Raw genomic sequence first — 11,939 nt, forward strand, 5'->3', positions numbered from 1 at the left:
GCGTAGCGGATTGCTTCGGCAGTTTTGGACTTACCGGAGACCTTACTCAGCTCCTTTTCCCACATATCAAAAAGACGCGTGACAATGGCTGCGGAATGATCTTGGCGCAAAGCACTGCGGATATCGGCACTTTTTCCGCGTACTTCATCTGTATTAGTTTCGACTTTATCTGACACCGTTCCCTTTCCAGCTTGCTGAATAGGGAACGGTGCAAGCTCTTGCAGAGCGGTGTGGTTATCGGTTTTGATGGTGGTGCAAACCCAACCTCAAAACGAAGGAAACCACAATGTTGCATTCTACAGATAAGATCATCAAACACAAAACAGGTCTGTTAAACCTCGCGGAAGAACTCGGCAATGTATCGAAAGCCTGTCAGATGATGGGGCTGTCGCGCGATACCTTTTATCGTTATAAGGCAGCTGTTGAAGACGGCGGTGTTGCAGCCCTCCCCTGGAGCTAATGCTTCGTCCAGAAAATTTAGCGAACGAACTCAATAAAATTGATAGCAGTGAACCAATGAGCGTAATGCGAACTGTAACTAATTATGGCTCGATCAGGCGAGATTACTATCACCTATAGAAAATAAGTTTTTGGAGCAGGATCGCCAGATCTATAAACCTGTTATATTATCCAGGGCTTCTCGAATTTTCAGGGAAGCCTTGGTTTTTAAACCTTTTCCTCTGCTAGGGTCATTAAGTCTGAAAGTTTTTGGCGCTGATCGTGATATTAAAACTGGTTCTGATACCAACGGATATAATATTAATTTATAAAGGTATGAAATGAAGTTGCAGAAATATAATAACAGCTTCGATTTTGTTCGTTTTTTGGCGGCTTCGGCGGTGCTAGTATCTCACCATTTTCCGCTCTCAGGAAAATCCGAACCTGTCGTCCCTGGTTTTAATAACACACTGGGAGGAGTCGCCGTTTCTATTTTCTTCGTTATGAGCGGCTTTCTGATTTACCAATCACTAACACGCTCTAATGACATCAACGATTTCATTGCAGCTAGATTGTTACGTATAGTACCAAATTTAATTTTTGCCGTGATTTTATCGTCAGTAGTAATGCTGTTGTGGTTTGATAATTATATTAATATAAAGTATCATATTTATTACATATTCAATAATACATTCTCATTTATACAGCAACCAATGAATGATATTCCAGGTGTCCTTGAAAATCGTCCTAATACATCAGTAAATGGTTCACTGTGGACGCTTCAGTTCGAATTTTTTATGTACATTCTTCTTTTCTGTGTTTTTCTATTAAGAAAAGAATTATCAATTTTATCTATCATTGTATTGATAACTATTTTTTTAAAATTTAAATTTTCTGGATCTCAGGAAAATTTAAGAATTTTAACGTTTCAACTTAATATTTATTATTTAGGGTTGTTGGGTGTCTTCTTTTTTTCAGGTGCATTGATTGCGGCTTTTTGGGATATTTTAAAAATAAAATTTATATTTATGACAATATCTTCGCTTATATTTACTTCAGTGCTTCTTGTTACTGGAAATGGAGAAACAATTATATTTTACATTTCATTTTCGGTAATTCTTATATGCTTTTGTAACACAAAATTATTTTCAAAGTTTTCAAAAGGTGGCGATGCTAGCTATGGAATTTACATATATGCATTTCCAATTCAACAATTATGCATCATAGTTGTACCTAACTTTTGGGTATCGATGATTGTCGCATTCATAATAACCGTTGCAATGGGATATGCAACTTGGCACACATTTGAGGCGCGCTTTTTAAAATTTCGAAAGCCTTTCTCTCAGTTTATTTTGCTGATGTTAAGAAAACCGAAGGTGGAAGTACGTTCTACATAGTCAAATCAAAAACGTTTTAGTTTTAAGGGGGCAGAGCACAGTGATGTGCTCCCTTTAAATCGGACCATTTTCAGCTGGAATTTTCTATTTATAATGCCCTTTACGGGAGAAGGTGATATGCTTCCAGTTTTAGGACCACTTCAGGGGTGGATCTATATCTGTTTGACGATTAAAAGGCTCATTCCTATAACGACTTAGCAAGGTAATGAATACTTGACGGTTAAAAAAAATAATGATGCTAGTATAGTAAGTTCAAGTGATGGTGAACAAACTGTAGAAAAACGAAATCATACTTTTTTGAAAACATTTTACATACGCAGATTTTTCAAAAACCTGCGTATGGCTGCTAGTAAACAGCGAACTCGCAGAGCAATTTCCTGTGTTTTGCGTGGTGATTTTCGATTTCTAGGGCATCAACTGCACCGCCTTGCTATCGCAGAACAAGATATAATACCTCAAAGTATACCTATCAACGTCGTTTTGGACACACTTGCTCAGGTTAAAGAAAATTCGATTTTGCTGCCAAATCACGTAGACTTGGTTGTGCCCGTATACAATGGTTATGAGTATCTAAGACCGCTATTTGAAAGTATTAAGCGCCATACATCATCGCGGTACAGGTTAATTGTTATCGATGATGCGAGTCCCGATTCTCGGATTTGGCCATTGCTTAAGGAGCTTGTTGCGGTTGAGACGGGAGCGCTATTGTTACGCAACGAACACAATCTTGGTTTTGTAAAAACTGTCAATAAGGCTGCACAGTATGCTGAGGGCGACTTTGCGATTCTTAATACAGATATTGAAGTGCCCGCCTACTGGTTAGAGCGATTGATGATGCCGGTAGTGTGGGATCGGTGTATTGCAAGCACGACTCCGTTTTCGAATGCCGCGACTATATGTAGTTTTCCAATGATGAATATTGATAATGAACTTCCCGCTGGGATCGATGCAGGTAGAGTCGATTCATGTTTCTTAAGGTTAAAGTCGAATTTAGACCAAGTTGAAGCCCCTACCGGTATAGGATTTTGTATGGGCATAAATGGCGATATATGGAGAGAAATTGGTGGATTTGATGATGAACTATTCTCTCGCGGGTATGGCGAGGAAAATGATTGGTGTCAGCGAGCGATATCGAAGGGATTTCGCAATATTATAGTCCAGAATCTTTTCGTTTACCATAAACATGGCGGCTCGTTTGAAGCCGACGTTCGCACTGCATTACGCGAAGAAAATTACAAAAAATTGATAAAACGGTGGCCTATGTACAGTTCTGCAGTTGACTGTTTTATCAAGGCTGATCCTTTGGCTCCTGCACGTCAAATGGCTACGTTATTAGCGATTGGGAATGAAGGGCCATGGCCTCCAATATTGATTGTTGATCATGATATAGGAGGAGGCGCTAACGTGTATCGGCGGAAACTGGTACAAGAACGAGTGGCACTGAAACAACCGGTTTTCGTTTTGACAGCGCCACAGGGCTTTGACACTGGCAATGAGCAATTAGCGCTGGATTTTTACTTCGGTGAGTCGAGGGTTCGTTTCGAAGTTAAAAAATATAAAGATATAATCGAATTATTTAGATCTGTTCGCTTAGGTGAGATATTTTACAATAATGTCGTAAGTTACCAAGACCCGCTCGCTATTGTTCGAACAATGATTGCATTAAAGCGTAAAACTAATGCACGTTTAGTGTTTGCAGTTCATGATTTTTATGCCCTTAATCCATCCTACACATTACTGAATGCCCAAGGAAAATATTCAGGAATTTACAGTAATGAGCAGGTTTGGTTGGACATTAATAAAAATCCATTCGCCTATAATCCGCGGACTAACTCTTCAGGTGAATGGTATGCGGCTTGGGGGGAGTTGTTGGATTGTGCCGACGAGGTTTTATGTTTTTCAGAAAACAGTAGGCAACACCTTGTAGAGGTGTATCCGGATTCTTCAAAACGAGTAATCGTACGACCACATACTTTGCCAGTTAATTTCTTACAAAAGCCTAATTTAGCCAAGGATAAGCACCTGCATATTGCCGTAGTTGGCAGCATAAGCAGGTCAAAGGGGGCGAGTATTGTGGCTGAATTATCGCGGGTTCTTGCTAAAGAGGACAAGCAAGCACGAATTACAGTTATAGGAATATTAGAAGGCGCACCTCGCCGATCAAATTTACGAGTGACTGGGCCTTATAAACCAGATGAATTACCTTTCTTACTAGAAAGGTGCGGTGCGAATGTCTGTTTGTTGCCGTCTATTTGGCCTGAGACGTTTTCTTATGTGGCAGAAGAGATAATGAATTTAGAGGTACCGTTCGTCTGCTTTGATATTGGTGCGCCTGCAGAGAGAGTCTCTCATTACCAATTTGGTCAAATTGCAACGGAGATAAGCGCCGAAGGGGCGCTAGAGGCTGTTCGAATGCTATTGCAGCGGCTGAGTGCTTTATGACAGTTGTGCTGTGATTTTTTCTATTGGATCACATATGCTTCTAATTCTGACATATTGAATTGGTTGACTCTCCAAAATTAATTCTACAAGTAAACTACACTGAGTTCGGATCAGATTTGAAAAATAAGGGTGTCCGTCTTGACAAAAATAAGGTTAAAATGGGCGCAGTAATGAGCTTGAAATTATCAGATAAAAGTGCGGATTTTATTACGTCGCTAATTGTACCCAAAAGCGGATTTGATGTTGCTCTTCGAGATATTAAAGAAGCAATAATGGAATACAGGTTAGCTCTGATTTTTGGTTGGCAGGATGTAGCTCAGCGTTATCGGCGTTCGCGGGTTGGAGCTTTCTGGCTTACATTAAATATGGCGGTTTTTATTGGTGCTCTTGGGCTCATTTTTGGAACTATTTTTCAGATCGATAAGAAAATATTTCTGCCATATCTGTGTGCGGGTGTAATTACTTGGGGGTTTATTTCAACTTCATTATCTGAAGGCTGTACTTCGTTCAGCGGCTCTGACGGGATTATACTCCAAGTGCGCTTGCCGTTGTTTACACATATTATGCGCGCGCTATGGAGGAATATAATAATATTCGCTCATAACATTATCATTTTTCCAGTTCTTATTTTTGTTGTTGGTGGCAGTATAAACTTTAATGTTCTTTGGATGATCCCAGGTTTTTTAATTTTATCTCTTAATTTAGCCTGGATAATGCTAATTCTTGCTGTAATTTGCGCTAGGTTTCGTGATATGACGCAAGTAATGACGAATATATTGCAAGTGTTGTTCTATGCTACTCCCATTATGTGGATGGTAAAGGTGCTGCCTGATCACGTCTCTAGAACATTTATTAATTGGAATCCTTTTTATCATTTTATTGAGCTCGTAAGGGCGCCATTGTTTGGCGTGTCACCAACTATGCTTAACTGGAGTGTATCTATTTTCCTTGCATTAATTGGCTGGATTATTGCGACTATCTTTTTCGGTAGATATCGTTGGCGCGTGGCGTATTGGTTGTAGGCAATGAGTTTAATTCATCTTCAAAATGTAAGCGTCGAGTTTCCTATATATAATTCGACTAGTCGATCACTTAAAAATCGTGTTCTCAGCATTGCCACTGGAGGAAAAATTGAGAGGCGCAGTGATCGATTGGTCGTAGTGCGCGGACTAGATAATGTGTCCATGACTTTCCAAGATGGCGATCGGATAGGTCTAATTGGCCATAATGGCTCGGGTAAGACTACCTTGCTCCGCGTGCTTTCTGGAATTTATACGCCAACGCAGGGGAATGCTGTTATCTCCGGTGACTGTGTATCTTTGATTAATATTAATTTGGGCATTGACCCGGACGCAACGGGTCGTGAAAATATTCGGTTGCGATCAGCAATGATGGGTATGTCCCCCTCTGAAATTTCCGAGAAGTTGGATGAAATTTCTGATTTTTCAGGGCTTGGTGAATTCCTTGATGTCCCGTTTAGAACCTACTCTTCTGGTATGCAATTGAGACTAGCTTTTGCTACGTCCACGGCTGTTCGCCCTGAAATACTTATCATGGATGAATGGCTATCAACTGGAGATGAAGATTTTAAAGAGCGTGCAAATAGAAGAATGCAGGATTTGGTAGATTCCACCAAGATACTAGTTCTTGCTAGCCATTCCAAAGAGCTTTTGATTAAAAACTGTAATCGGGTGCTCTGGCTTGAGCATGGGCGTGTAAAAATGGATGGATCACCAGACGCAGTTCTGGCATCCTATTTTGGATGATAGCAATTGGCTAAAACCTCGTAGGCTCTATGTTTTAAGAGCCTACGTTTTAAATTGGTACGGATTAGCACTTTGTACTATTCAGTTCTTCTATTACTAGTTGAGTAGAGATCATCCAGTTTGGCATACTGCATGAAAAAGCACACTTTAGTTTTTCAGTAGAAAGTCGAGAATTGTTAGGCCGTTGAGCTTTTGAAGGGTAATCGCTACCATTAATAGGTTTGACGATAACCGGCAGATTTGCACATGAGAAAATATATTCTGCCCAGTGGTACCATGTAGTTTCTGAGTCATCGACTAAATGATAGATGCCCCAGCCTCGGAAGTTTTCTTTTGTGACTGCCTTGCAAATGGACAGTATCGTCTGGGCAATATTAATTGCCGAAGTTGGATTGCCATGCTGATCTGATACCACACTGATTTCAGCTCTTTCACTACCGAGCCTTAACATGGTTTTTAGAAAGTTGTTTCCATAAGGGCTATAGACCCAAGCTGTACGCAAGATGATGTGCTTGTTATTAGCGTTGGCCACTAAGCGCTCACCAGCCAACTTGCTTTTACCATACACGGATTGTGGATTTGGCTCATCTAGCTCTGTATATGGTTCCGACTTTGTTCCATCGAAAACATAGTCGGTAGAGATATGAATAATTGGAATGCCTAACTTATCTGCGGCTTCGGCAATAGAACCGGCTCCAGTAGCATTCACAGCGTAAGCAAGTTCTGGTTCATCCTCAGCTTTATCCACGGCTGTATAGGCCGCCGCTGAAACGATGATATCAGGATTTATTGCCGACAAAATTGCGTCAATAGTAATAGGAAAGGCCAAATCTAACTCTGGCCGTCCCAAAGCAATTATCTCTGTCTTATCGTCAGCTAATGTTAATAGGCTGCGAACGACTTGACCATTTTTACCCGTAACTGCAATTTTCATGATACGTCCGAATTCTGACCTAAACGTTCACCCGTATAGGCTTGTTCGCGAATAGGACGCCACCACCACTCATTTTGTAGGTACCAATCGATTGTTTTCTCGAGGCCGCTTTCAAAGCTTTGAGCTGGCTTCCATCCAAGTTCGGAAGAAATTTTACTCGCGTCAATGGCATAGCGTCGATCATGGCCAGGGCGATCAGAAACAAACGTGATTAACTCGGAGTATTTTCGCGCATTGGTTCTTGGTCGCTTTCGATCTAAAATTTCACATATCGTTTCGACTACAGCGAGATTTGTTCTCTCTTCATTTCCGCCGATATTATAACTCTCACCCACGCGCCCCTGTCTTACGACTATTTCAAGGGCTTTAGCGTGATCTTCTACAAATAACCAATCTCTGACATTGTTGCCTTTGCCATAGATCGGTAGATCGCGCTCATGCAAAGCATTGAGAATAACGAGTGGGATAAGCTTCTCTGGGAAATGAAATGGCCCATAATTGTTCGAACAATTGGAGAGAACAACGGGTAGGCCGTATGTTTCGTGCCATGCTCGTACGAAATGATCTGAAGCGGCTTTTGAAGCAGAATATGGTGATGATGGCGCGTATGGAGTTGTTTCGGTAAAGATACCCTCATCAAAAGGCAGGTCGCCAAACACCTCATCAGTTGAAATATGATGGAAGCGGAAAGCTTCTTTTTTCTCCGGAGTTAAGTCTCGCCAATAGTTCAATGCCGCACTCAGCATTCGAAATGTGCCTATCACATTCGTTTCAACAAAAGCTGCAGGGCCGTCAATTGACCTATCTACATGACTTTCCGCAGCCAAATGCATAATGCTGTCAATTTTCTCATTATTTAAAATAGTAAGAATGGCATTTTCATCGCAAATATCGGTGCGATAATGCTTATAATTTGGTTCGTTTTCGATAGATCTAAGTGAATTCAAATTTCCTGCATAGGTAAGCTTATCGACATTAATAACCCTAACTCTAGGGTTTTGTACGAGCAAGCGGCAAACAGCAGATCCAATAAATCCTGCTCCGCCAGTAACTAATATACTCATGTCCTGCATGCTGATCCTACTCAAAAACTTGCGCATCTTTTAGGTAAGGCGCAGCCGAATCCTTAGCGGAAAGTTGAAGCTCATCATCCAAGTTAGGCCAATCGATCGCCAACTCTGGATCATCATAGCGAATGTTCCTATCGCATTCAGCCGAATAGTATCCGCTCACTTTATATGCAACGACCGTATGCTCTTCTAGGGTAACAAATCCATGGGCGAACCCCTTGGGCACCAAAATCTGATTACCTTTTGCGGCTGTAACCTCAAGAGCAACCCATTTACCGAAAGAGCTGGAGTTACGTCGAATATCCACGGCGACATCCAGAATGGAGCCTTGCAGAACTCTCACAAGCTTGTCCTGAGCAAATGGGGGTAACTGGTAGTGCAGCCCGCGCAAAACCCCTTTGCGAGCAGAATAAGACTGGTTGTCTTGAACAAAGTCTAGTGAGATATTATGCGCTTCCAAGGTCCCTTTGTTATAGACTTCTGAAAAATAACCTCTGTCATCGCCAAAACGGTCAGGAATGATTTCCACAACATCGCTGATGGCAAGCTCATTCACGACCAGCATCATCGAGCTCCTTGAGTAACACGACGTTTGAGATAATCCGCATACTCGGTTTTCCCGAGATTAGAGGCTCTTTGCAGAACTTGTTCTGCATCCAACCATCCCATTTCATAACCAATTTCTTCAGGGCACGCGATCTTGATGCCTTGCCTATGCTCAATGGTTCTCACAAACGATGAAGCTTCGTGAAGGCTCGTGTGCGTTCCTGTATCAAGCCAAGCATATCCCCGACCTAAACGTTGAACCCGCAACTGCCCTCTCTCCATATAAATATTATTGACCGTGGTGATTTCGAGCTCTCCACGTTCAGATGGCTTGATACTGGCGGCAATATTCACGATGTCGTTGTCGTAGAAATATAAACCAGTTACCGCCCAGTTTGACTTTGGAGCCACTGGTTTCTCTTCAATGGAGTGTGCGACGCCTGTGTCTGGATCAAACGCAACTACACCATACCGCTCAGGATCATCTACATGATAAGCGAAGACAGTTGCCCCAATCTCTTGGTTGATCGCCTGGTTGCAAAGGGCCGGCAAATCGACACCATAATAGATGTTATCACCCAAAATCATTGCAACTGAGTCTGAGCCGATAAATTCCCGACCGATAATAAATGCTTCAGCTAATCCGTTTGGATGTTCTTGTTCGGCATATGAAAGAGAAATTCCAAAATCTGTACCGTCACCCAGCAACTCTTTAAAAACGGGTAAATCACGCGGAGTTGAGATAATCAGTATTTCACGAATTCCAGCGAGCATAAGTGTGCTCAACGGGTAATAAATCATTGGCTTATCATAAACAGGCAATATCTGTTTTGAGACAGCTAATGTAAGAGGGAGTAATCGGGTTCCGCTCCCGCCGGCCAAAATTATGCCCTTCAATTTATTCTCCTTGCGTGATTAAACGACACTGATTTTTTTCGCAATAAAACAGAAACATAAAGACCAATACTGGCCATGCGTGTTTGTCGTTTTATGCCATTCTTCCATAGAAATATAGCACAACTTATACCACCACGCCGCCGAGCTTCTTGTAATCCTCTTACCATATTCAGATTGTCCGTAGTGAGTAAGCTATGGCAGGCTTCTAAACCAAGAAGATTACTATCAATCCATTCTGAATATTGGCCAGACAATAAGCCAGAAATTCGTCTCAATATTGCTGCTTGACCTGTGTTTTTGCCAAACACATTGTTTTGGTGTTGGCGGTAATCAATTTGAGGTTTTGGATCGTAATAGACTTTTCCTCCAGCCCCCATAAGGATTTGGTAGCTCCACCAATCATGATGTAAAAACTTGGTTTTCATAGCACTTTCACGAACAACAGAAAATGCGGCGCTATTGAATACAATTGTATTTCCGCCAGCCAAGCTTTGTGTCAATGAATTGGTAAAGGAGGGAGAGTTGGTAAATAAAGGTGACAGCCCTGTCGGATTTCCATCGACATCAACCAAGCGAGTTCGACTGCAGTACATAACTGGAGTGTCTTCACCCATAGATATGAGCTTGCTCATCGCGACCTCAAGTTTATCTCTATGCCAAATATCATCTTGATCGCTAAAAGCTACGTATGTTTTTTTATCGCTCACTGCTTGTATTAAATGTCGAAAATTCTCCGAATGCCCGTCTCTAGGTCCCTTCATCACTTGAAAGGACCCTTTCCTCCAGTTTTTTGCCCATGTGTTAAGTATTTCACTCGTATTGTCAGAAGATCCATCATCGCTGGCCAATATGTCGATATTCACCCATGATTGATTGGCAAAAGAAGTGAGCTGTTCCTCAAGGAATGAGCCACCATTATAAGTTGCTAAGAGAATAGTGATTTTTTTATTATGCAATATGAAGCTCGCGTATGTTTATTCCATATTAGGTTCTATGCGCTTACCTTTAAAGATAAGGCGCTCGGATCAAAGGTGATATTTGCGTGCAATTTCTAAAGCTTCCGCCTGCTCGGTGCCAATGTATTCTTTGGTGCTTTCAATACTGGCATGGCCGAGTAGCAATTGAGCTGCGCGTAGGTTGCCGGTTTGCTGATATATATAGGTTGGGAAGGTTCTTCGCAAAGAATGAAGGCCATAGAGGCTGGGATCGAGACGAGCCTTTTCAAGCCAAGCTTTAAACAACCGCCAAAGCTGACTTTCACTGATGTGAGTATGGGACCATCTTACTCCCTGCCCCGTAAACAACCAGCTATGCAATGTTTTTTCAGAAGTCGAGAGATGTGTGCGTAAGCTTTCGCGCGTGTTTGAAGATAATCGTGCCTGAACCGGGCGGGTGTTGCGAGTTTCAGTTTTCTTTTGACGAATTTCAACGATCTCGCGGATCCCTGATGAGGTTGCCACATCGGATACCCGCAGACGAACAAGGTCAGATCCACGGAAGCTGGTGTCGAGAGCTACGTTAAATAGTGCCAGATCGCGTAAAGCATTTTCTTGGCGTAGCAATAATCGGATCAGAGCGATTTGATCAGGAGTAAGAGGTGGTTTCTTGCCGACCACATGGCCTTTATTCCAAGCGGTCTTAGCGATGACAACCATTCAAGAATCCTTGCAAGCTTTTGTAGTAATATTTTCGTAAAGCTTGCATCATGAGCTCAAGCAGTCAAGAGAAATGCTAATAATCCCTTATTTTGTCGGGTTTTCAGAAATCTTTCCCATGCGAGCTTTTGTCTAAAAGCTCGCATGAAGAAGCTTTGCACTGAGTAATGGTGGCTCTACAATAAATAACTAAACTAATAACTTATCAGACCGGTCCATTGAAGTCGGCCAAAGACAGCTAGGCGATTAAAAAAGCGCTACATCATAACTTACCGAGTAAGTCCTGCACCACAGAGGGTTTGCGCTCAATTAGAGCCAGTAGTACCTGAGCCGGTCCTTGTGGCGTACGGCGTCTTTGTTCCCAGTTCAAAAGTGTTCCCTTTGCCACACCGATACTGCGGGCGAAATCGGTTTGGGACAAGCCAGTTTGTGCCCGAATTTTAGCTACATCAATTTCCGGTAGAATAATTTTGTGAACCAAAGAACCAGCCTCGTGCCCCTTGGAAAATTCAAGGGCTTCGTCCAATCCCTTCTTGATGCTATCAAATGCACTCATTGTTTATTGCTCCACATTGAAACGATCGCCTTACTCATTTCTACCGCTGCTGCCTGTTCTTTAGGAGTAAGATCTGCTTTTTCATTTTTTGCGAAAATCGTGATCAGAAAGATCGGCATGTGGTGTCCGCCAAATACGTAGATCTGTTGATTACCACTGAGAACTGACCCGGTTTGGGCAGATATTTCCATTTAGAATTGACCCATGTTTGAACCTTCCCTCGTGTGTTTTTCAGCGA

12 protein-coding genes and 2 pseudogenes are annotated in these 11,939 nt (G+C 42.0%); 5 read left to right on the forward strand and 9 right to left on the reverse strand.

The window, feature by feature from the left end; all coding sequences use genetic code 11:
- Positions 1-149: pseudogene (locus tag FHS77_RS16310) on the reverse strand (IS66 family transposase); the annotation flags it as partial.
- 137 nt (positions 150-286) lie between these two features.
- Here FHS77_RS16310 and FHS77_RS14785 point away from each other — a divergent pair.
- From FHS77_RS14785 to FHS77_RS14805, 5 genes and pseudogenes are all read left to right on the forward strand, one after another.
- Positions 287-448: pseudogene (locus FHS77_RS14785) on the forward strand (helix-turn-helix domain-containing protein); the annotation flags it as partial.
- A 331-nt stretch (positions 449-779) separates the two neighbouring features.
- Positions 780-1,835, forward strand: a complete 1,056-nt coding sequence (locus tag FHS77_RS14790; RefSeq protein WP_184224702.1) for an acyltransferase family protein — start codon at positions 780-782, stop codon at positions 1,833-1,835.
- A 213-nt stretch (positions 1,836-2,048) separates the two neighbouring features.
- Entirely contained in the window at positions 2,049-4,277 is a 2,229-nt protein-coding gene (locus FHS77_RS14795) for a glycosyltransferase (protein ID WP_184224703.1), read from the forward strand.
- 116 nt (positions 4,278-4,393) lie between these two features.
- Complete coding sequence (locus FHS77_RS14800) at positions 4,394-5,299, forward strand: ABC transporter permease (protein ID WP_246431366.1); 906 nt, start codon at positions 4,394-4,396, stop codon at positions 5,297-5,299.
- A gap of 3 nt (positions 5,300-5,302) precedes the next feature.
- Positions 5,303-6,043 carry an ABC transporter ATP-binding protein gene (locus FHS77_RS14805; protein ID WP_184224704.1) on the forward strand — a complete coding sequence of 247 codons (741 nt, stop codon included), beginning with the start codon at positions 5,303-5,305 and terminating at the stop codon, positions 6,041-6,043.
- Positions 6,044-6,107: 64 nt separating this feature from the next.
- On the opposite strand, the gene rfbD is transcribed toward FHS77_RS14805, so the two are convergent.
- The 8 genes from rfbD to FHS77_RS14845 all read right to left on the reverse strand — a co-directional run bounded on the left by rfbD (position 6,108) and on the right by FHS77_RS14845 (position 11,892).
- Positions 6,108-6,977 carry a dTDP-4-dehydrorhamnose reductase gene (gene rfbD / locus FHS77_RS14810; RefSeq protein WP_184224705.1) on the reverse strand — a complete coding sequence of 290 codons (870 nt, stop codon included), beginning with the start codon at positions 6,975-6,977 and terminating at the stop codon, positions 6,108-6,110.
- A complete protein-coding gene (rfbB, locus tag FHS77_RS14815) occupies positions 6,974-8,041 on the reverse strand; it encodes a dTDP-glucose 4,6-dehydratase (RefSeq protein WP_184224706.1) in 1,068 nt (355 codons plus the stop codon). Before rfbB ends, rfbD begins: the two co-directional genes overlap by 4 nt.
- A 16-nt stretch (positions 8,042-8,057) precedes the next feature.
- Positions 8,058-8,612, reverse strand: coding sequence for a dTDP-4-dehydrorhamnose 3,5-epimerase (gene rfbC, locus FHS77_RS14820; protein ID WP_184224712.1), 555 nt, complete (start codon positions 8,610-8,612; stop codon positions 8,058-8,060).
- Positions 8,612-9,490, reverse strand: coding sequence for a glucose-1-phosphate thymidylyltransferase RfbA (gene rfbA / locus FHS77_RS14825; protein WP_184224707.1), 879 nt, complete (start codon positions 9,488-9,490; stop codon positions 8,612-8,614). Before rfbA ends, rfbC begins: the two co-directional genes overlap by 1 nt.
- Positions 9,487-10,446, reverse strand: coding sequence for a glycosyltransferase family 2 protein (locus FHS77_RS14830; protein ID WP_184224708.1), 960 nt, complete (start codon positions 10,444-10,446; stop codon positions 9,487-9,489). Before FHS77_RS14830 ends, rfbA begins: the two co-directional genes overlap by 4 nt.
- A gap of 69 nt (positions 10,447-10,515) precedes the next feature.
- Positions 10,516-11,145 (reverse strand): tyrosine-type recombinase/integrase, encoded by a 630-nt coding sequence (locus tag FHS77_RS14835; RefSeq protein WP_184224709.1) that lies wholly within the window; start codon positions 11,143-11,145, stop codon positions 10,516-10,518.
- A gap of 262 nt (positions 11,146-11,407) precedes the next feature.
- Complete coding sequence (locus FHS77_RS14840) at positions 11,408-11,701, reverse strand: helix-turn-helix domain-containing protein (RefSeq protein WP_184224710.1); 294 nt, start codon at positions 11,699-11,701, stop codon at positions 11,408-11,410.
- On the reverse strand, positions 11,698-11,892 hold the full coding sequence (locus FHS77_RS14845; RefSeq protein ID WP_210307160.1) for a type II toxin-antitoxin system RelE/ParE family toxin: 195 nt from the start codon (positions 11,890-11,892) through the stop codon (positions 11,698-11,700). The genes FHS77_RS14840 and FHS77_RS14845 overlap by 4 nt, the downstream gene beginning before the upstream one ends.
- Positions 11,893-11,939: the final 47 nt, after the last annotated feature.

Origin of the sequence: Paenochrobactrum gallinarii, from assembly GCF_014205685.1 — a bacterium.
GTDB classification, from domain to species: Bacteria; Pseudomonadota; Alphaproteobacteria; order Rhizobiales; family Rhizobiaceae; genus Paenochrobactrum; species Paenochrobactrum gallinarii.

Bases quoted from the DNA above. Each gene is read 5' to 3' on its own strand.
- FHS77_RS14805 (WP_184224704.1), top strand. From the start codon at position 5,303: ATGAGTTTAATTCATCTTCAAAATGTAAGCGTCGAGTTTCCTATATAT.
- FHS77_RS14790 (WP_184224702.1), top strand. From the start codon at position 780: ATGAAGTTGCAGAAATATAATAACAGCTTCGATTTTGTTCGTTTTTTG.
- rfbB (WP_184224706.1), bottom strand. From the start codon at position 8,041: ATGAGTATATTAGTTACTGGCGGAGCAGGATTTATTGGATCTGCTGTT.
- rfbC (WP_184224712.1), bottom strand. From the start codon at position 8,612: ATGCTGGTCGTGAATGAGCTTGCCATCAGCGATGTTGTGGAAATCATT.
- FHS77_RS14835 (WP_184224709.1), bottom strand. From the start codon at position 11,145: ATGGTTGTCATCGCTAAGACCGCTTGGAATAAAGGCCATGTGGTCGGC.
- rfbD (WP_184224705.1), bottom strand. From the start codon at position 6,977: ATGAAAATTGCAGTTACGGGTAAAAATGGTCAAGTCGTTCGCAGCCTA.
- FHS77_RS14840 (WP_184224710.1), bottom strand. From the start codon at position 11,701: ATGAGTGCATTTGATAGCATCAAGAAGGGATTGGACGAAGCCCTTGAA.
- FHS77_RS14845 (WP_210307160.1), bottom strand. From the start codon at position 11,892: ATGGAAATATCTGCCCAAACCGGGTCAGTTCTCAGTGGTAATCAACAG.